General features: G+C 60.3%; 18 protein-coding genes. 12 read left to right on the forward strand and 6 right to left on the reverse strand.

Translation table 11 applies throughout. The features are described 5' to 3' along the window. Positions 1–8 precede the first annotated feature (8 nt). The 5 genes from HB676_RS11915 (at position 9) to HB676_RS11935 (ending at position 7,302) form a co-directional block, all read left to right on the forward strand. Positions 9–2,072 (forward strand): hypothetical protein, encoded by a 2,064-nt coding sequence (locus tag HB676_RS11915; protein WP_213737991.1) that lies wholly within the window; start codon positions 9–11, stop codon positions 2,070–2,072. Between the two features lie 165 nt (positions 2,073–2,237). Continuing rightward, positions 2,238–2,657, forward strand: a complete 420-nt coding sequence (locus tag HB676_RS11920; RefSeq protein ID WP_213737992.1) for a DUF2946 family protein — start codon at positions 2,238–2,240, stop codon at positions 2,655–2,657. A gap of 151 nt (positions 2,658–2,808) precedes the next feature. After that, the gene (locus tag HB676_RS11925; RefSeq protein ID WP_213737993.1) at positions 2,809–5,280 is read left to right on the forward strand and encodes a TonB-dependent receptor; all 2,472 of its coding nucleotides are present in this window, start codon (positions 2,809–2,811) and stop codon (positions 5,278–5,280) included. A gap of 214 nt (positions 5,281–5,494) precedes the next feature. Continuing rightward, positions 5,495–6,127, forward strand: a complete 633-nt coding sequence (locus HB676_RS11930; protein ID WP_213737994.1) for a DUF1007 family protein — start codon at positions 5,495–5,497, stop codon at positions 6,125–6,127. 11 nt (positions 6,128–6,138) lie between these two features. After that, entirely contained in the window at positions 6,139–7,302 is a 1,164-nt protein-coding gene (locus tag HB676_RS11935) for a nickel/cobalt transporter (RefSeq protein WP_213737995.1), read from the forward strand. A gap of 111 nt (positions 7,303–7,413) precedes the next feature. Here HB676_RS11935 and HB676_RS11940 read toward each other — a convergent pair whose 3' ends face one another. Continuing rightward, a complete protein-coding gene (locus tag HB676_RS11940; RefSeq protein WP_213737996.1) occupies positions 7,414–7,935 on the reverse strand; it encodes an N-acetyltransferase in 522 nt (173 codons plus the stop codon). Positions 7,936–8,111: 176 nt separating this feature from the next. After that, positions 8,112–9,251 (reverse strand): hypothetical protein, encoded by a 1,140-nt coding sequence (locus HB676_RS11945; RefSeq protein WP_213737997.1) that lies wholly within the window; start codon positions 9,249–9,251, stop codon positions 8,112–8,114. Positions 9,252–9,537: 286 nt separating this feature from the next. On the opposite strand from HB676_RS11945, the gene HB676_RS11950 reads away from it, so the two are divergent. Both HB676_RS11950 and HB676_RS11955 read left to right on the forward strand, forming a co-directional pair. Then, positions 9,538–10,302 carry a glycosyltransferase family 2 protein gene (locus HB676_RS11950; RefSeq protein ID WP_346347319.1) on the forward strand — a complete coding sequence of 255 codons (765 nt, stop codon included), beginning with the start codon at positions 9,538–9,540 and terminating at the stop codon, positions 10,300–10,302. Between the two features lie 24 nt (positions 10,303–10,326). After that, complete coding sequence (locus HB676_RS11955) at positions 10,327–10,719, forward strand: DUF2304 family protein (RefSeq protein ID WP_213737998.1); 393 nt, start codon at positions 10,327–10,329, stop codon at positions 10,717–10,719. A 9-nt stretch (positions 10,720–10,728) separates the two neighbouring features. Here HB676_RS11955 and HB676_RS11960 read toward each other — a convergent pair whose 3' ends face one another. After that, positions 10,729–11,220 (reverse strand): NUDIX domain-containing protein, encoded by a 492-nt coding sequence (locus tag HB676_RS11960; protein WP_249780198.1) that lies wholly within the window; start codon positions 11,218–11,220, stop codon positions 10,729–10,731. Between the two features lie 146 nt (positions 11,221–11,366). Here HB676_RS11960 and HB676_RS11965 point away from each other — a divergent pair, with 146 nt between their 5' ends. Further along, on the forward strand, positions 11,367–12,269 hold the full coding sequence (locus HB676_RS11965; RefSeq protein ID WP_213737999.1) for a metallophosphoesterase: 903 nt from the start codon (positions 11,367–11,369) through the stop codon (positions 12,267–12,269). A 114-nt stretch (positions 12,270–12,383) separates the two neighbouring features. Here the strand turns inward: HB676_RS11965 and HB676_RS11970 are convergent, their stop codons facing one another. The 3 genes from HB676_RS11970 to HB676_RS11980 all read right to left on the reverse strand — a co-directional run bounded on the left by HB676_RS11970 (position 12,384) and on the right by HB676_RS11980 (position 15,111). Continuing rightward, on the reverse strand, positions 12,384–12,941 hold the full coding sequence (locus tag HB676_RS11970; RefSeq protein WP_213738000.1) for a hypothetical protein: 558 nt from the start codon (positions 12,939–12,941) through the stop codon (positions 12,384–12,386). A 281-nt stretch (positions 12,942–13,222) separates the two neighbouring features. Next, entirely contained in the window at positions 13,223–13,432 is a 210-nt protein-coding gene (locus HB676_RS11975; RefSeq protein ID WP_213738001.1) for a hypothetical protein, read from the reverse strand. 41 nt (positions 13,433–13,473) lie between these two features. Further along, on the reverse strand, positions 13,474–15,111 hold the full coding sequence (locus tag HB676_RS11980) for an isocitrate lyase (RefSeq protein ID WP_213738002.1): 1,638 nt from the start codon (positions 15,109–15,111) through the stop codon (positions 13,474–13,476). 312 nt (positions 15,112–15,423) lie between these two features. Here HB676_RS11980 and HB676_RS11985 point away from each other — a divergent pair, with 312 nt between their 5' ends. The 4 genes from HB676_RS11985 (at position 15,424) to HB676_RS12000 (ending at position 20,641) form a co-directional block, all read left to right on the forward strand. Beyond that, the gene (locus tag HB676_RS11985) at positions 15,424–16,869 is read left to right on the forward strand and encodes an XRE family transcriptional regulator (RefSeq protein ID WP_213738003.1); all 1,446 of its coding nucleotides are present in this window, start codon (positions 15,424–15,426) and stop codon (positions 16,867–16,869) included. A 244-nt stretch (positions 16,870–17,113) separates the two neighbouring features. After that, positions 17,114–17,713: a hypothetical protein gene (locus HB676_RS11990; RefSeq protein ID WP_213738004.1), complete on the forward strand. Its 600-nt coding sequence runs from the start codon at positions 17,114–17,116 to the stop codon at positions 17,711–17,713. Between the two features lie 246 nt (positions 17,714–17,959). Next, on the forward strand, positions 17,960–19,177 hold the full coding sequence (sbmA, locus tag HB676_RS11995) for a peptide antibiotic transporter SbmA (RefSeq protein ID WP_213738005.1): 1,218 nt from the start codon (positions 17,960–17,962) through the stop codon (positions 19,175–19,177). Positions 19,178–19,297: 120 nt separating this feature from the next. Continuing rightward, positions 19,298–20,641 carry a lytic murein transglycosylase gene (locus HB676_RS12000; RefSeq protein WP_213738006.1) on the forward strand — a complete coding sequence of 448 codons (1,344 nt, stop codon included), beginning with the start codon at positions 19,298–19,300 and terminating at the stop codon, positions 20,639–20,641. Positions 20,642–20,651: the final 10 nt, after the last annotated feature.

Raw genomic sequence — 20,651 nt, forward strand, 5'->3', positions numbered from 1 at the left:
AGCGCGGCATGCAATACGGCATCGCGTTTACCCCGCTGGTCCCCACGCTCGTGCTTTGGCTGGCGCTCGCCGCCATCGTGGTGATCGCCGCGTTGCTGCTGCTGGGACGGGCCCGGGGTGCGGCGGTGCGCGTGGCCGCGCTGGCGCTTATTCTGTTGGCGCTGGCCAATCCATCTTTCACCCGCGAGGAGCGCGAACCGCTGTCGTCGGTGGCGGCGGTCGTGATCGACAAGAGCCCCAGCCAGAATTTCGGCAATCGCACCGGCGAGACCGCCAAGGCCCAGGAAGCGCTGGTCGACAGCCTCAAGAAGATCGCCGGACTGGAAGTGCGGGTCGTCGAAGCCGGCCAGGCCGACGGCGAAACCGACGGCACCAAATTGTTCGGCGCGTTATCGTCGGCGCTGTCGGATGTTCCGGTCGATCGCGTCGCCGGCGCGTTCCTGATTACCGACGGGCGGGTGCATGACATTCCCGCCAATGCCGCCGCACTCGGCTTCCAGGCTCCGGTGCATGCGCTGATCACCGGCCGCAAGGACGAGCGCGACCGCCGCATTGCGATTGCCGCCGCGCCCCGTTTTGGCATCGTCGGACAGGTCCAGACCATTACCTATCGGCTGGATGACCAGGGTGTCAGCGGCGAGCGCGCCAAGGTGGTCGTGCGCTGCGACGGCGAGGTGATCAACGAGCGCAATGTTCAGAGTGGCCAGACCGTCAATGTCGATATCGAGATCAAGCATGCCGGCCAGAACATCGTCGAGATCGAGGCCTCGCCGCTCGAGAACGAGCTGACGCTGGTCAACAACCGCGCGGTGGTGGCGATCGACGGTGTGCGCGACAAATTGCGCGTGCTGCTGGTTTCAGGCGAGCCGCATTCCGGCGAGCGCACCTGGCGCAACCTGCTGAAATCCGACGCCAGCGTCGATCTCGTGCATTTCACCATTTTGCGTCCGCCTGAAAAACAGGACGGCACGCCGATCAATGAATTGTCGCTGATCGCGTTTCCGACCCGCGAACTGTTTCAGCAGAAGATCAACGAATTCCAGTTGATCATCTTCGATCGCTACGCGCGCCAGGGCGTGCTGCCGATCGCCTATTTCGACAATATCGCGCGCTATGTGCGTGCCGGCGGCGCCGTGCTGGTGTCGGCCGGTCCCGACTACGCGTCGTCCACCAGCATCTGGCGCACGCCGCTGGATTCGGTGCTGCCGGCCGAACCGGTCGGCGTCACCGAGAAACCGTTCTACGCGCACTTAAGCGATGCCGGCAAACGCCATCCGGTGACCCGCGGCCTCGAAGGCTCCGCCAGCGAACCACCGCACTGGAGCCGGTTCTTCCGTGAGGTCGAAACCCGCAACGCCACCAGCGCGCCGGTCATGACGGGTGCCGATGGCAAACCGCTGCTGCTGCTGTCGCGGTACGGCGAGGGCCGCGTCGCGCTATTGCTGTCGGATCACATCTGGCTGTGGGCGCGCGGCTATGAAGGCGGCGGACCGCATCTCGATTTGCTGCGGCGAATGTCGCATTGGCTGATGAAGCAACCTGATCTCGACGAAGAAGCATTGCGCCTGCAGGTGCAAGGCAAGGATCTGGTGGTACTGCGCCAGACCATGGCCGACAGCGTGACGCCGGTGACGGTGACTTCGCCATCGGGCGCGACGCGCGAGTTGACGCTCAGCGCCAGCGAGCCCGGGACATGGCGCACCACGATCCCCGCGAGCGAACTCGGGCTGTGGCAGGCCACCGACGGCACGCTGAAAGCCCTGATCAATGTCGGCCCGACCAACCCGAAGGAATTTTCGGAAGTCACTTCCACCACCGAGATGCTCAGGCCGCTGTCACAGGCCACCGGCGGCGACGTGCGCCGCGTCGTGGACGGATCGAGCATCGATCTTCCGCGGATCGTGCCGGTGCATGCCTCCAGCGTGTTTCGCGGCGACGGCTGGATGGGCGTCAAGATGCGCGACGCCAGCGTCGTCAAGGGCGTTGGCGTGCTGCCGGTGTTCGCCGGATTGATCGGATTGCTGCTGCTGCTCGGCGCGTTCGCGGCCACCTGGCTGCGCGAAGGACGCTGATCACAATTCAGTCAATGCCGTTGCGTGAATCACACAAGCCCGGCGAATTGTCGCCGCGCGCGGCGGGACTACGGTTGACACCCTCCGCCTGTTCTTGCGATGTTATATTGTAACGTCGGCGTCGCCGGGATATCCCGGCGCGCTCACGCATAGGCGCCTGTCGGCATGAAGTGGTTTCGTTCGAACGTCCAACACGGCACGCGGCTGGCGCTTTTTGCGCTGGCCGTTCAGTTCGTGCTGTCGTTCGGGCATTTCCATGCCATCGCGGCGCCCGCGGTATCGGCGCTGCAATCCGCAGCGACCCAGCTTGATCTTTCCTTCGCAAGCCGCCTGCCCGCGCCGCAGGCCGTCAGCAAGTTCACGCCGCAACAGCCTGCGTCGGATCGCGATTCCGACCGGCAGACCGATGATTTCTGCGCGATCTGCGCCGTGGTCGCGATGGCCAATGCGGCGTTGTCTGCCACGCCGCCGGCGCTGCTGCTGCCGCACGCCGTGGAATTCGTCTACCTGACCACCGATGCCGGGTTCGTTCACCTAAGCCCGGTTCGCGTCGCATTTCAGCCTCGCGCCCCTCCCGCCGCCTGATCTCGATCAATCGTTAGCTCCAAGGACTCGCTGCGCATTGCGCGGCAAGTCTTTCGGAATCAATCGAAATCAGTTCGTCGACTATCGACGGCAGGCCTTCTGAAATTCGCCGACGGCGAAACCGGTCGAGGCCTTATCGGGATTGGGACCAATGTCAGCCTTTACTAAATCTCTCTGGGTTGCCTCCGGCGCAGCCTCACTTCTGCTGGCCAGCTTCGGTAGCGCCGCGCTATCGCAGACAGCAGAGCCTTCGAGCAGCGGGGCGACCAAGCTTCCCGACATCGTTGTCGATGCGCCCAAGCAAGCCGCCGCGAGGCCAAAGCCGAAACTGAAACCGAGGACGACTACGGTTGCCGCCCGCAACGGCGTCAGCCCGCCAACATCAGCGCCAAAACTGGTATCGCCCGCCGAGCAACTTGCCGCGAAGGGCAGCGTCTTCGATCAGGCGCGCGGCAATCTCTACACCACCGCCGGGACCACCTCGGCCACGATCAGCCACGACACGATCCAGGATCTGCCGGGGGGCACCAACCAATCGGTAGAGCAAGTGCTGCTGCAGGCGCCCGGCGTCTCGCAGGATTCGGCGGCCAGCGGTTCGCTGCACATCCGTAACGACCACGCCAATCTCCAGTATCGGATCAACGGCGTGCCGCTGCCTGACGGCGTCACCGGCTTCGGCAGCATCTTCGACACCAGCTTTGTCGGCAGCATGTCACTCGTCACCGGTGCCCTGCCCGCGGAATTCGGACTGCGGACAACGGGCCTCGTCGACATCACGACCCGCACCGACCTTTTCAACAACAGCGGCAGCGTCGGCGTCTACGGCGGCAGCCACGGCACCATCACGCCGACCATCGAGTATGGCGGCACGTTCGGCGGCAATTGTCCCGCGACCGCGCCGGCCACGCCCGGCTATGTCAAGGCGCCCGCCTCCAATAATTGCTTTGCCGGCGTGCAATATTACTTCACCGGCCGCTATCTGCAGAACACGGTCGGAATCGAAAATCCGACGCCCGCCTATAATGCGATTCACGACCTCACCCAGCAGGAACGTGGCTTCGCCTTTATGTCCGCCTTCATCGATCCGACCACACGGATCAGCCTGATCTCGGGAACCGCGGTCAACAATTTCCAGATTCCCAATGTTCCGGGGCAACCGATCGGACAGTCTGGAACGCCGGTCACCAGCGCCTTTGGCGCGACCAGTTTCAACTCCGCGTTGCTCAATGAGAACCAGACCGAGACCACCCAGTTCAACGTGCTCTCGGTGCAAAAATCCTACGATGGCTTCGACGGCCAATTGTCCTATTTCACCCGTTACAACAAGCTGCAGTTCACGCCGGACCCGGTCGGCGATCTCCTGATCAACGGCATCGCCTCGAATATCAGCCGCACCTCGCTGACCAACGGCATCCAGGGTGACGGTTCTTATCAGCTCAACCCGGCGCATACGGTCCGCGCCGGCTTCTCCGTCAGCAGCGAGCAGGCATTCGTGGGCAATACGTCGCTGGTCGAGCCCTGCACGGCGTGCGACGGCTCCGACAACGGCAATCCTGTCGGGATCACCGACAACGTCTCGAAAACCGCGATGCTGATGGGGGTCTATGTTCAGGACGAGTGGAAGGTCACCAACCAGTTCACGATCAACGCCGGCCTGCGTTTCGACCAGATGGAACAATTCATCAGCGCCAACCAGTTCAGCCCCCGGCTGAGCTTCACCTACAAGCCGTTCGAGAACACCACATTCCATGCCGGTTATGCGCGCTACTTCACCCCGCCGGAGCTGGTGGAGGCCGCGCCTGCCAACATCGCGCTGTTCAACAACACGACAGGCGCTGTGACCGGACAGAGCGATCCGGTCTTGCCGGAGCGCTCGCATTATTTCGATGCCGGGTTCGATCAGAAATTCAAATTCGGCTGCGCCTCGGACGGGAAAACCTGCTCCAATCTCGATCTTGGCGTCGATGCCTATTACAAGATCGCGACCGATCTGATCGACAACGGCCTGTTCGGCCAGGCCCTGGTACTGAGCGCGTTCAACTACGCCAAGGGATACAATGAAGGCATTGAATTCCACGCCAAGTACAACAGCGGCAACTTCCAGGCCTATGGCAATGTCGCCGTCGCCCAGCAGAGAGCGACCGACCCGGTGTCGAACCAATATCTGTTCGACAGCACCACGCCGCTGGCGACCCTCGGCGGCTTGACCGAGCTGGCCTACGTGCAGTCGCACTTTGTCTATACCGATCACAACCAGTTCATTACGGCATCGGCCGGCGCGATCTATCAATTCTGCGGCCGGACGGCCACCGCGGCGGAAGCGTTCGGCGACAATGGGCTATCGCCGTGCGGAATCAAACTGAGCGCCGACATGATCTACGGCAGCGGCCTGCGTGACGGTGACGCCAATATCGGCACGGTACCCGCCTATACGCAGGTCAATGTCGGCATCAAGCGCGAATTCCTGCTGCCGAATGATCCCAAGCCGATGACCGTCCGTTTCGATGTCGTCAACCTGTTCGACAACGTCTACGAGATCAGAGACGGCTCCGGCATCGGCGTGTTCGCCCCGCAATTCGGGCCGCGCCGTGGCTTCTTCCTCGGTCTTTCGAAGAAGATATGAGAACGCGCGCGTTGCGCGAGTGATGATGAAGGTGACTCCGCTTTGCTCTCCCCTCCCTCCGCGCGCGAAGCGCGTGGCGGGGAGGGGTCGGGGGTGGGGGGTCTATCAGCTCGCTCTGCTTTTAGCGGTGAACTTGCGGAGACACCCCCCACCCCCGACCCCTCCCCGCCGCTTCGCGGAGGGAGGGGAGCAGAAACACAAAGTGGAGTCCTTGATGCGTCGATGGCTTCGTCTGCTGCCTATCCTGGCCGCACTCGCTTACGCGGGCGCGGCGAAGGCGCATCCGCACGTCTGGGTCACCGCATCCAGCGAATTGATGTTCGCCGCGGATGGCTCGGTGACCGGCGTGCGTCACGCCTGGACCTTCGACGACATGTTTTCGACCTATGCGCTGCAGGGCATCAAGACCAAGAGGAAAGGCGTCTACACCCGCGAGGAACTGGCGCCGCTGGCGCAGACCAATGTGGAGTCGCTGAAGGAATTCGCTTTCTTCACTTTTGCCAGGGTGGACAACAAAAAGCAGAAATTTGCCGATCCGATCGACTACTATCTTGAGTACAGGGATGCCACGCTGGTGCTGCACTTCACGCTGCCGCTGAAAACGCCGATCAGGATCAGGCAGCTCGCGCTTGAAATCTACGACCCGACCTATTTCGTCGATTTCTCGCTGCAGAAAAAAGAGCCGATCCGGCTGGTCGACGCGCCTGCCACCTGCACTCTCGCTGTCCAGCGACCGAGCGACGGTTCGGCCGCCGCCCTGAAGCTCAACGAAGACACTTTTCTTAACGGCGAGAACGCCAATTATGGTGCGATGTTCGCCAACAAGATCTCCGTGAATTGTCCTTGAGGAACACGCGCATGACAACGAGCCGCAAGACTACATGGAGTTTGGCGTGGATTTGTCTGGGAATCGCAGCCTTTGGAATCGCAGTCTTTGGGATCGCGGCTTTGGGCCTTGCCGCCGATGGCGCGCTGCACGGCGCGCTGGCGCAAAATCCGTTTGGCGGTGCGCGCGCGGCTCCCGATGCACAGGTCGGTGGCATTGTCGGCTGGCTGCTGACGAAACAATCAGAATTCTACCGCGAGATGTCATCGACCATTCGCGCCGCCAAGGCCGACGGCAGCGCGGTCTGGACCTTGCTGGCGATTTCGTTCGCTTACGGGATATTCCATGCGGCAGGCCCCGGCCACGGCAAGACCGTGATCTCGTCCTACCTTGTGGCCAATGAAGAGACCGCGCGGCGCGGCATCGCGCTGTCGTTCGTCTCGGCGCTGATGCAATCACTGGTGGCGGTGCTGATCGTCGGCATCGGCGCATGGCTGCTCAATGTGACCGCGAACACGATGTGCGGCGCCGAGCGCGTGATCGAGATCGCCAGCTACGCACTGATCGCGGCCTTCGGGCTGCGGCTGGTCTGGACCAAGGGCCGCGGTTTTGTCAGAGCCTTGCAAACAGCCTATGGCCGATCCGGGTCACGGCCTGCGCTGGTGCTGGCGCACGCCGCCGCGCTTGAACATGGTCACAATCATCATGTGCACGACCATCATGCGCATGGCCGTCACGCGCATGATCACGGCGTTTCAGAACATCATCACCATGATCATACTCACGATCACGAGCACGTTCACGACGAGCATTGCGGGCATTCGCACGGTCCAGAGCCTGCGCAACTGGCCGGGCCCGGCGGCTGGCAACGCGGCCTGAGCGCGGTGTTCACCGTCGGCATCCGGCCCTGCTCGGGCGCCATTCTGGTTCTGGTTTTCGCGCTGGCGCAAGGATTGTTCTGGGCCGGTATCGCCGCCACCTTTGTGATGGGCCTCGGCACCGCGATCACCGTGGCCACGATTGCCATTATCGCCGTCTCCGCCAAGGGGCTGGCGCAGCGGATGACCGCGGGCCGCGATGGCGGCGGTGCGCTGGTGATGCGAGGGATCGAATTCGGCGCTGCCGGCCTGGTGCTGCTGTTCGGCGTGGGATTGCTATTGGGCTACATCGCCGCCGAGCGCGTGACGTGCTTCTAGAGCGTTTTCGAGCGAAGTGGATACCGGTTCGCGTGAAGAAAACGCGTCAAACCAAAAGATTAGAGCCCGGTTCTGATTCAATCAGAACCGATAAGGCTCTAAGACGAAATGTCAGGCCTGACTTCGCGCCAGGCTCCAGTCCGGGCGGATCGCGCCTGAAACATCGGTGAATGCGCCGTCGGCCAGTTCGGCGACCAGGAGACGGCTATAGTCCACCGGACCCGGCATGGTCGCGCGGCCCTTCGGTATCGGCCTGAAGCCGACCCGGCTGTAATAGGCCTCGTCGCCGACCAGCACCACCAGACGATGCCCTTTGGCTTTGGCCTCCTGCAGCGCGCGATCCAGCAGCACGCGGCCGATGCCACGGCTGCGAAACGGCGGCTCGACCGTCAGCGGCCCCAGCAGCAAAGCCTTGGTATCGCCGATACAAACCGGCAATTGGCGCACCGAGCCCACCAGCAGCGTGCCGATCCGCGCGGTAAACGACAGATCGGGCAGATGGTCGACATGCTCGCGCAGCCGATAGGCGCTCAGCACGAAGCGGCCGGGCCCGAACGTGCGTTCGTGCAGACGTTCGATCGCCTGGGCGTCGTTGGCGGTTTCCGCCGATATGGAAAGAGAGAGGTCGCTCATGATACCGCGCGGAATAGAGCGTTTTCGAGCGAAGTGGGTACCGGTTCGCGTGAAGAAAACGCGTCAAAACAGAAGATTAGAGCCCGGTTCTGATTCAATCAGAACCGACAAGGCTCTAGCATCTGGCGGAGGCGCGGTCCATCGTCCCGGCGCTGCATATTCCTGCTCCGCACCCCTCAAGCCACGGCAGTCCCTCTGAACTGGTCCAGAGATTTTTCATCGCGCATCTCGAGTGTTGCGAACAATAAAGTCCAGAGCGAGAGCATGATCATGGGCATCGTATAATACGGCGTGAACACCGGGTGTGTGGCGAAAAAAACCAGATTCACGGCAAGATTGCCCGCAACGACGAAAGCAAGCTGCCTTGCGCCCGATTGACGGGCGCGCCGCCACAGCATCGCGGTCCAGCCGCACGCCACCACAATCAAGGGAAACTGTGCGTCCATGAGATAGGCCAGAAGCACCGTCGCATCGAGCCTGGGCGGCACGGCATCCGGGCCGCCATAAGTCGTGGCAAACGGGCTTCCCGCGTTGATCGCGTTGGCAACCAGAACAGGCAGCACGCCCGCCAGGAAGGCCAGGCCGAATGACAGGCCCCGCAGAAATTTGTCCCGGGTTCGCCAGGTCAGGAACGAGAGTCCGAAAAACAGAAAATAACCGGTCGATAGAAGAATATTCGGCAATCTGAAATTGGCCGACAGCCCGAGCAGAAGACCAACCAGCGCCGTCAAAGCCAGGCGCGATCGGCCTTCATCGGCAAACAGCCTTGCGGTCAAAAACCCCGCGAGCGCGCAACAGACCATGGTGGGCGCCATCGAATAGCTCGCCTTGGTCGGGTTGATCATAAAATAGATGGCAAGCGCACCAAATACGCCCGCCAATCCCTGCATGTTGAACCGCTGCGCCTGCCAAAGCCCCGCCCATGCAAAGCCGGCCACGATCACATTTGCCAGCATATAAAGCGGAATGACCTGCCGCCCCTCGGGAAACAGCGACAGCACAAACCCGGTCCCCGGAGGAGGCACAAGAACCCGCTTGTCAACATTTGGCGGCTTGATGTGGCACAGCGCCTTGGTGTCATCGGTCCAGGAGGGATAGTTGATCTCGCGAGCCTTGCCTTCAAGATAGTGATCGTCGTCCAGGGCGAGATTGGTGTCGAGCCCATGCCATCCAAAACGCTGGAACAGATGCGCCTGCCGAAGGTAGCAGATGTCATCATAGACGCCGCGACTCTCGTTCCAATGCGAAATTGACCGGATATTGCTTGCCAGGATCAGCAGAAAGACGATGCCGAAAAATATCTTGAGAGGCTTCATCGCTTCATTCCAGAGGAACCGTGATCCTTCCCGACGAGGCCGGGCCGCCGTTCACAATCCACCTCGCCGCCAATCCCGGCGACGGCCCAATCCAACCTAAGGCCCCGATCTTGCCGCCCTGGCGTGAGATGGATGGCCAGAGTTTGCTGCCTGTACAGCAGGTGCGGGGATAAGTATAGCAGTGCTCGGACGGCGGGTTATTACATCTCCCGAATAGATCGCATGACCATGTCCTGCCGCGTCGGCGCGTATTGTTTCTGGAGAATTCCGATGTCGGGCGCGTAACGTGACGAATATCGCCGCGGCCTCAGCCGAACCGCCGATGTACGCCCCGACCGCCCCCGTGGTTGAAAAGCCGCGAATCCTGCTGGTTATTCCCTGCTACAATGAAGAGACGTCGATCGGCGACCTGCTCGGCGAAATCGCCGCGGTGGGCGCGGAATACCATCCGCTGGTCATCGATGATGGCTCTTCGGATTCGACCGGCGCCGTTGCAAGCGCACATGCGCAGGTCGTGCGGCTGATCGAAAATCTCGGTATCGGCGGCGCAGTTCAGACCGGACTGAAATATGCAGAGCGTAACGGCTTTGATATCTGCATACAGATCGATGGCGACGGACAACATGATCCGCGAGAAATCAGCGCGCTGCTCGATTGCTACCGGCAGCAACCGCACAACATCGTCATTGGAAGCCGTTTCCTCGACAACGCCGGATTTCGATCGACGGCTTCCCGCCGCCTCGGCAGCAAGCTCATCGCCTCGGCGCTCAACATTTTTTTTGCAGGCAACCGCATTACCGACCCGACAAGCGGCATGCGCCTGCTGGACCGGCGCGCCATCAACTTCTTCGCGCGGAGATATCCGCTGGATTTCCCGGAGCCGATTTCACTGGCATGGGCCAAGCGCGCCGGCCTCACGATCAGCGAAACCCCGGTCGAGATGCGGGCAAGGCAAACGGGGGAAAGCTCGATCGAAGGATTCAAGCCGATCGCCTACATGATCCGTGTCCTGGGCTACATCCTGCTCGCTCGCCTTTCGAACAAGCACTGAGGTCCAGATCTCAAGGAAACAGCCGTGCCAATCGCCCTGCCAAACACCACGACGGTCCTGATCATTTCGGCCTTCGCTGTCGTCTACATGCTGATCCTGTTGCGCAAGACGCTGCAGGGGAAATTTGATCTGTACGATTTTTTGATGCTCTCGATGGTGGCCATCATACCGGCCGGATTCGCGCTGTTTCCGAGGCTGACATATTGGCTCACTCAGATCAGCGGCGTCGGCTTCCCGTTCGTCCTGATGTTCGGAGTCTTGTTCCTGGTCGTGTTCATTTTCATGCACAATATGACCGCGCGGCTTCATAAGCTTGAGCGCCAGAACGGGGCGCTGATTCAGGAACACAGCCTTCTCGCGCTGGAACTCAAGGCGAAGGAAAATAACAGGTCTGAGGATAACAAGCCTGATGCATGACCTGGCCGTCTAACGCCAGGTCGGAATCAGCGGCTTACCTTCCAGCACTTCGGCAATCCGCAACCGCGTCCCCCTGGTCGTCTCCGCCGGCAACGCGCCGGCCTCGAAAAACCCGCAGGCAATGATCTCGCGGTTCGGCTCCGGCAGGCGATCCTGACTGAAATGCCTGACTACATAAACCGCGACATGATCGCGGCGGGAGATATGGCTGTTGAGGAACAGGCCGTGCAAAGCCGGTTCGCCCGTCAACACGATGCGGCCCTCTTCCATGAGTTCGCGTTGCAAGGCGTCGTGGAAGGTTTCGCCGGTTTCGACGCCGCCACCGGGCAGATGCCAACCGGAGATATAGCTGTGCTCGACCAGAAAAACGCGATTTTGACTGTCCAGCACCACCGCGCGAACCCCCAGTGTCATGCCGCGGGCGAACCGCCAATAAAAATGGAAAACCTGCCGCAGGGCCGGCTCAAGACGTAGTCGCAGGCTCTGCAGGTTCACCGACAATGAAACTCCGGATTGACGGACATCGCATTCGATGCCTTGTTCGATTCCATGTTTGATCCTTGCATCGCTTCGGCCCGCTTGCCAATACACTGCAGTGTTTTAGTCGTATCCTGGCAGTGTCTTTGGCGGAATCCCGGAAGCATGTGATGGCGGCATTTACCCTGGCCCATTTGTCCGATCCACATCTTCCGCCCTTGCCCGAACCGCGGCTGGCCGACCTCGCCGGCAAGCGCGCGCTCGGCTATCTCAACTGGACGCGTAACCGGCACAAATTCCATCGGCGGGACGTGCTCGATACGCTGGTGTCGGACTTACACACGCAGGTATCGGATCACATCGCGGTCACCGGCGACCTCGTCAATCTCGCACTCGAGGCCGAATTCCCGTCCGCGCGGACATGGCTGGAAAGCGTCGGCCCACCGGATCGCGTTACGGTCATTCCCGGCAATCACGACGCCTATGTGCGCGCGACGAAACATCGCTTCGCCGAGACATTTGGCGATTATCTGCGCAGCGATGGATCACCCCAGGACAATGCGCTTCAGAGTGAGACATTTCCCTTCCTGCGCCGGCGCGGCCCGCTGGCGCTGATCGGGGTGTCGTCATCGGTGCCGACGCCGCCGCTGATGGCGACGGGCTGGCTCGGGCGGAGCCAACTGGATGCGCTGGGTCGCCTGTTGGCGCAATTGTCCGCCGAGCAGGTATTTCGCGTGCTTTTGATCCACCACCCGCTGCGATCGAAGTCGCGCGCCAAGCGGTTGACGGATTCGCCGCAGTTGCTCGCGCTGTTGAAACAATATGGCGTCGAGCTGATCCTGCACGGGCATGACCACATTCATTCCACGATGTGGTTCGACGGCCCGAACCGCTCGATCCCGGCGATCGGCGTGCCCTCGGCCTCCTCGATCGCGCATGGTCACACCCCCGCCGCGGCCTATAATCTGTTCGCGATCGAGCGCGACGGCGGGGCATGGCGATGCGAGCAGACCGTACGCGGCATCAACGATGCGATGCGGGTGCGGGAAATACGGCAGACGCGGCTGATATAAGAGCCCCGTCATTCCGGGATGGTCCGAAGGACCAGACCTCAGATGTGCAATTGCACATCGGGGAATCTCGAGATTCCGGGTTCGATGCTTCGCATCGCCCCGGAATGACAAAACTCAAAAATTCCGCAAGGTCGAGAACAACGCCACGCCGAACAGCGCGATCGCGCCGACGATGAAACCAAGCGCAAAAGTCCAGAACCCGCTGCGGCGCGGCTTCTCGGCCATGACGGGCACCTGCGCCGGGGTCGCGACCAGCGCATGTTCGCGCTCGATCATGCGGCGCGCGACGTAATCGGTGACGGCATCGACGAGCGGCGCGGTATCGTGGGACTCGGCGATCACGATACGGCCGAAGCGGGTATCCTGCACGAAACGATAGATCCGCTTGTCGCGTCCCATCACGACATGGGCCACCACATCGATCCACAGCCGCGGCGTCTCGCCCTGGCTGATGCCCCGATCGAACAGATCGACCTGATTTGGAATTTGCGCAAACAGCGGATCGAGCGCGTCGTTGAGAATTTCGAGCCGAGCCACTTCGGCATCGCGCAGATCGACGACAACACCGGTGCGATCGGCGGCCTCGATTCGCGCCCGCCGGAGCGCATCGCGCAGCCGCATCGGGCGCGGATCACCGATGGCTTCATTCCCGATATTCTGTGCGTCCGACATCCGCTGACGGCCCTTGTCCTGATGGATCCTAACACCGTTAACCTATCAGTAACCATGTTTTCCGCAAAGGCCGTTTATTCCCAATGGCTTACGCCCCAAACTTTTGTTTTGAAGCGTTTTCCGGGCGCGAACCGGTTCCCACTTCGCTTGAAAACGCTATGCAGTTTCAAGACTCAAGCGGCCCCACCCGGTTTCGCCGGGTGAGGCCGCTCTCGTCCTTGGACGTCTTCTTGGCTCTTGGAAGGTTTTTGCTCTCGGACGTTCTCAGGTTTTGAAGGATCTCAGGCCGAAACGCGGCTGGGCTCTTCCACGATCGAGAAGCGCACGCCGGCCTTGTGCCGGTTCTCCTCCGAGACCGTGCGCCAGGCATCCTCGGCCTCCTTGCGGGTCGGGAACGGGCCCTGCACCTGGGCCGAACCGTGCACGAGGGTGTGGAAGTTCATCGAACCGAACTCGCCGCCGATCACCCAGTAATTGCTTCCTTTGGTCATGGTCGTCTCCTGCTGTTGACTGGCTGTTACTCAGCCGCCTGTTAGCCGAACTGGTTCATTGTGTTGTGGGCGCCGCCCGCCTTCAGAGCGGCCTCACCGGCGAAATATTCCTTGTGTTCGTCGCCGATATCGGAGCCCGCCATGTTCTGATGCTTTGCACAGGCGATGCCCTGACGAATCTCCTGGCGCTGAACATTCTTCACATAGCCCAGCATGCCCTGCTCGCCGAAATACTCCTTCGCGAGATTATCCGTCGACAGGGCGGCCGTGTGATAGGTCGGCAACGTGATCAGATGGTGGAAGATGCCGGCCCGCTTGGCCGAATCGGCCTGAAAGGTGCGGATGCGCTCGTCGGCTTCGATGGCCAGCGGCGTATCGTCGTATTCCTGCTTCATCAGTTCAGCCCGATTGTATTGGCTGACATCCTTGCCGGCTTCCTTCATCGCGTCGTAGACCTGCCAACGGAAGTTGAGCGTCCAGTTGAACGAAGGCGAATTGTTGTAGGCCAGCTTCGCGTTCGGAATGACCTCGCGAATGCGGTCAACCATCTTGGCGATCTGCTCGATATGCGGCTTCTCGGTTTCGATCCACAACAGGTCGGCGCCGTTCTGCAGCGAGGTGATGCTGTCGAGCACGCAACGATCTTCGCCGGTGCCGGCGCGAAACTGATAGAGATTGCTGGCAAGCCGCTTCGGACGCATCATCTTGCCGTTCCGGCTGATGATGACATCGCCATTTCTGGCGTTGGCGGCTGTCACTTCCTCGCAATCCAGGAAGCTGTTGTACTGGTCGCCGAGGTCGCCGGGCTTGTGGCTGACAGCGATTTGCTGCGTGAGACCGGCCCCCAGCGAGTCGGTGCGGGTCACGATGATGCCGTCTTCAACACCAAGTTCGAGGAAGGCATGGCGGCAGGCGCGGATCTTCGCCAGAAACACCTCGTGCGGCACAGTCACCTTGCCGTCCTGATGGCCGCACTGCTTTTCGTCGGAGACCTGATTTTCGATCTGCAGAGCGCACGCGCCTGCTTCGATCATCTTCTTGGCGAGCAGGTAGGTCGCTTCAGCATTGCCGAAACCAGCATCGATGTCGGCGATGACGGGCACGACATGGGTCTGGAAATTGTCGATCTTTTCGATCAATGCCTTTTCCTTCGTCTGGTCGCCGGCCTTGCGAGCGGCGTCGAGGGCGCGGAAGATATCGTTGAGCTCGCGGGAGTCCGCCTGACGCAGGAAAGTGTAGAGCTCTTCGATCAGCGCCGGCACCGAGGTCTTCTCGTGCATCGACTGATCGGGAAGCGGTCCGAACTCGGAGCGAAGGGCGGCGATCATCCAGCCGGAGAGATACAGATAGCGGCGATCGGTCTTGCCGAAATGCTTCTTGACCGAAATCAGCTTCTGCTGGGCGATGAAGCCATGCCAGCAGCCGAGCGACTGGGTGTACTTGGTAGGGTCGGCGTCATAGTCAGCCATGTCGGCGCGCATCAGCGCGGCGGTATACCGGGCGATGTCCAGACCGGTCTTGAAGCGGTTCTGCAGACGCATGCGCGCCACGGCTTCGGCGCCGACGCCGTTCCAGGTCGGCTTGGTCTTGAGGAGCGCCTCGGCAGTTCCAATCTCGCTCAGATAGGACGCCGGTCCCCGGATCGCCTGGTCGTTGATCCCACGTGGCTGGTAGTTCATGCGCGTGTTCCTTTCGGTGACGACGAGTCCGCAGTGTCTTCACCACAATTCTCGACATTCGTGACAGTGCCTTGCGAAATGCGTGGCAAGAGCTAAACGCGAAACTGCTTATCTCGTATAGATAGCTTGTCAGCGAATGGTGATGTGATGTAACATCACGACTTGTAATAGATGTAACTTTGTAAATTTTGTCACATATCGATAATACGCTGTCATTCCGGGGCGATGCGAAGCATCGAGCCCGGAATCTCGAGATTCCGGGTCTGGTCCTTCGGACCATCCCGGAATGACGGAAGAGGTGGGGAGACGACCATGGCCGGCGATTCCGGAAAAAAGCTGTTTGTCGGCCCGCGCTTCCGGCGCATCCGCCAGCAATTGGGGCTGTCGCAGACCCAGATCGCCGAGGGGCTCGGCATCTCGCCCTCCTACATCAACCTGATCGAGCGCAACCAGCGCCCGGTGACGGCGCAGATCCTGCTGCGACTGGCGGAAACCTATGATCTCGATTTGCGCGATCTGGCCACCGCAGACGAAGACCGATTCTTTGCCGAGTTGAACGAGATCTTTTCCGATCCGCTGTTCCGGCAGATCGACCTGCCCAAGCAGGAACTGCGCGATCTCGCCGAATTGTGCCCGGGCGTCACCCATTCGCTGCAGCGGCTCTATGCAGCCTATACCGAAGCCCGCCGCGGCGAGACCATGGTGGCAGCCCAAATGGCCGACCGCGACGAGGGCACGCGCTTCGAGACCAATCCGATCGAGCGCGTCCGCGACCTGATCGAGGCCAACCGCAATTATTTCCCCGAACTCGAACAGGCCGCCGAAAACCTGCGCGACGAATTGAACGTGCCGGCGGAAGGATTGTTCGCCGCGCTTTCGACGCGGCTTCGCGAAAAGCATTCCATCGTCACCCGCATCATGCCTACGGATGTGATGCGCGAAACCCTGCGGCGGTTCGACCGCCATCGCCGCCAGCTTCTGATTTCGGAACTGGTGGATGGTCCCGGCCGCGCGTTCCAGATCGCGTTTCAAATCGGGCTATCCGAATGCAGCGGCAGCTTCGAGACCATCATCGGCCGCGCCGGTTCGCTCGACGACACCCCGCGCCGGCTCTACCGGATTACATTGGCGAATTATTTCGCGGCCGCCGTGATGATGCCGTATCAGGCGTTCCATGGCGCGGCCGAAGCGCTGAGCTACGACGTCCATGTGCTGGCGCAGCGATTCAATGCCGGCTTCGAGCAGGTATGCCACCGCCTGACCACGCTGCAGCGGCCGAATGCGCGCGGCGTGCCGTTCTTCCTGCTGCGCGTCGACAATGCCGGCAACGTCTCCAAGCGATTTTCCTCTGGCACGTTCCCGTTCTCGAAATTCGGCGGTACTTGCCCTTTGTGGAACGTGCACTCGACCTTCGACACGCCGGACCGTCTGCTCAAGCAGGTGATCGAATTGCCCGACGGCACCCGGTATTTCTCGATCGCGCAGATGCTGCGCCGCCCGGTGGCGCCGCACCCGCAACCGCAGCCGCGCTTTGCAATCGGATTGGGCTGCGAAATTCGCCATTCTTCAAAACTGGTCTATGCGACGGGCATGGATCTGGAAAAAACCGAGGGCACGCCGATCGGCGTCAACTGCCGGCTTTGCGAGCGCGAAAACTGCAGCCAGCGCGCCGAGCCGCCGATCACGAGGACGTTGATCCTGGATGAGAACACGCGGCGGGTGTCGTCGTTTGCGTTTTCCAATGCGCGGGAATTGTGAGGAGGATTCATTGCGAGCGCAAGCGACGCAATCCGTGGGGCAACAAATAAGCAAGGTAGATTGCTTCGCCGCTTCGCTTCTCGCAATTACGGCTACGTCGTCCGAGCGCGCGGGGCTGCACGGCGCGCGGTCTATTTTGAGAGATACCCTTCAAAATTTTGCTCGCCACCTCATCATTACCATCACTTGAAACAAACGCCTGCAGGTCGGACGTAATATGATCGGGCTAAATTTTCGAAAACTGATGAAAGTCTACGGAAAAGATGCTGCGGCGAGAGACGCAGTTATGAGACTTTTCGGTAAACCGAATAAAAAAGTAGATCAGTACTATATCCTCTTGGGACAATTCGTTAATTGCTATGCCTTTTTAGAAAGGGACGTTCAAGCCGTCCTTTGGCGACTGGCTAAGCTTGAGACGCCAATCTCACAATCTGTTCTTTCGGGCGTTAGGACGGAAGCTGCTGTTGCCTTGATTTACAGGATCGCCGATGCTGAGCGATGGTCAAAATGCCGAAAGGAAGCCTACAAAAACATCTTGGACCAGATTCAAGTTCTAAACAAATTACGAAACGATCTTCTGCACCGTGGCTCCGAACTGCAACAAGATGGGACTTGGTTGATTACAAACCTTCCCTTCGTACATATCCCTGAACGTATAACAAACATCTCAATGACCGTGAGCGATCTTAAGCATGCTTATAACGATCTTATTATAGTTAGGCTTGTCGTTTCTCTCATTCTCGACGACGAGGTACACTCAGAAGAATGGTGGAATAAGAGCAAGCTGCTCTCATGGAGTTATAAACCTGCTCCACAGGGTCGGAAAGCCCAAACGAATCGTTGAGCTATTCTGAAATTGACGCGCCAACCTCAACCCCCCTCGACATGATTTGGAGCTATTCAGAGATGAGGCGGAGCAGTCAATTCGAGATCTCATGAACACGATAGCCGATGTTTACCTGGAGCTGACCCGCTCAGATTGTCTGGCCATCCCTCTTCCATAGTTGCCGTGCACTTGCCCTTCGTCTACTTCATAGGGTCTCATAAACAAATCCGCGAATTATTCTGTCCTCCGAGACTGGATCCCCTGATGTTCGTTTCATTTTTTCCCCGCCCAAAACTATTCTTCTGGTCCGCTGTGATCTGGGCGGCGTTGTCGATGGCGTTCTGGTATGGCTTTGCCAGCAATCTGGTGGATGCGTCGTCGCCCGCAATAAGCGTAGCGCGGTTCTGGTCGGTGCCGGAGCTGTGGTTCGATCTCTATTTTGCGATCTGCGTCGCGCTGTTCGCGGGCGCCTGGATGTGGTTTGCGCCGCATCCCTGGGCGCCCTGGTCGATCATCGGCTCGGCGTTGATCCTTTTCACTTCTTACTTTCAGGTCCAGGTCAGCGTCGCCCTCAACGACTGGCGCGGGCCGTTCTATAACCTGATCCAATCGGCCCTTACGAAACCGGGATCGGCCACACAAGCGGAGTTCTATGCCGGAATTTCGACGTTCGCGGGAATCGCGACCGTCGCGATTCTGGTCATCGTGCTGACGCGGTTCTTCGTCAGTCACTATATCTTCCGCTGGCGCACCGCGATGAACGACTACTATGTGGCCAACTGGCCGCGGCTTCGCACCATCGAAGGCGCATCGCAGCGCGTGCAGGAAGACACGATGCGGTTTGCGACCATCATGGAGGGGCTCGGCGTCAATCTCATCAGCGCTGTGCTGACGCTGATTGCATTCCTGCCGGTTCTCATCAGGCTCTCCAGCTACGTTACGGAACTGCCGTTTGTTGGATCGATCCCCTACCCCTTGGTGTTCGCCGCGGTGATCTGGTCCGTGTTCGGCACCGGCGCGCTTGCCCTAATTGGAATCCGATTGCCTGGAATCGAGTTTTTCAATCAGCGAGTCGAAGCCGCCTACCGCAAGGAGTTGGTGCTCGGAGAGGACGATCCAGCCCATGCTGAGCCGCCGACTCTGTCGATGCTATTCGTCAACATCCGCCGGAATTATTTTCGGCTTTATCTGAATTTTATGTACTTCAATGTCGGCAGATACGTCTATCTGCAGACCGACGTCATCTTCCCCTACATTCTTCTTGTACCGACCATCGTCGCGGGAAAGATCACGCTAGGCATCATGCAACAGATATTGGCTGCATTTTCCGAGGTCAGAAGTTCCTTTCAATATCTGGTCAATTCCTGGAGCACCATCGTCGACTTGATTTCGATCTATCAGCGCTTGCGAGGCTTTGAGGCCAGAATCCATGACAAGCCGCTGCCCTCGATCGAGACGGAGGCCGAGCCGGCGTCGTTGTGACGCTTCTTTTGTAGGGTGGGTTGGCCCCACCTCTTCCTCTTTGACGAACGGCGGATTACGCTTCGCTAATCCGCCCTACTATTATCTCGCCCTCCGAATTGATCCCCGATTGGTGACCGCATGCGAAGCATTTCAACGGCATTTATCAGCGCCGCTTTATTGACATTCCTTTGTGCGCCACACTCCGCATCAGCTCAACTCGCAGCCCCCACAGGTAGACCCGCTCCCCAAGCCAGACCAGCTCCGGCTCCCGTCGCACCAACACCCCGCGCCGCCTCTTGCCACAACGGCATGTCATTCGACCGCTTCCTCGCCGACCTCAAACAACAGGCCGTCGCCGCCGGCGTATCGCAACGCGCCATCGCGGAAGCGTCGCCGTATCTGGTTTACGATCAGGGCATCGTCAATCGTGATCGCGGTCAGCGCGTGTTCGGACAGGTTTTCACTGAATTCGCCGGCCGTATGGCTGCGCCGTTCCGGATGCAACAGGGCCAGGCGCAGATCAAGACCTACGCCGCGGCCTTTGCGCGTGCCGAGAAGGAATATGGCGTGCCGCCGGCTGTGATCGCCGCATTCTGGGGACTGGAAAGCGATTTCGGCGCCAATATGGGCAATCTGCCGACACTGCGTTCGCTGGTGTCGCTGGCCTATGATTGCCGGCGCTCCGAGCGCTTCACCAACGAGACCATCGCTGCATTGAAGATCATCGATCGCGGCGATCTATCGCCCGACGAGATGATCGGCTCCTGGGCCGGCGAGCTCGGCCAGACGCAATTCCTGCCGACGCATTATTTCACCTATGCCGTCGATTATAATGGCGACGGACATCGCAATCTCCTGCGCAGCCCCGAGGATGTAATCGGCTCGACCGCGAACTACATCGCCACCGGATTGAAATGGCGCCGCGGCGAACCCTGGCTGCAGGAAGTCCGCGTGCCGGCAAACCTGGCATCTGGTTTTCCTTGGGACCAGGCCGACCTCACCATCCAGTTGCCGCGCTCGAAATGGGCGGAGTTCGGCGTCACCTATCCGGACGGCAAGCCATTGCCATCGGACGAATTGCCGGCCTCGGTGCTGCTGCCGATGGGCCGCACCGGCCCGGCGTTTCTGGCCTATGCCAATTTCGCCGCCTATACCGAGTGGAATAATTCGCTGATCTATTCGACCACCGCGGGCTATCTCGCGACCCGCATCGCCGGCGCCGCACCGCTGCGCCGTCCGGCGGTGCCGGTGGTGCAACTGCCGTTCAACGAATTGCGCGAACTCCAACAATTATTGGTGCGCGCGGGCTTCAATGTCGGCAAGGTCGACGGCGTGATGGGCCAGCAAAGCCGCACCGCCGTAAAGGCAATGCAGATCAAATACGGCCTGCCCGCCGATTCCTGGCCCACGGCCGAACTGCTGGCAAAGATGCGCGGGCCGCGGGCGCCCGCCGCTGCACAGGGGCCGGCTGCGGAGCGGTAATTTGCTCCCT

The sequence above is a fragment of the Bradyrhizobium sp. dw_411 genome (genome assembly GCF_018449695.1).
GTDB lineage: Bacteria > Pseudomonadota > Alphaproteobacteria > Rhizobiales > Xanthobacteraceae > Bradyrhizobium.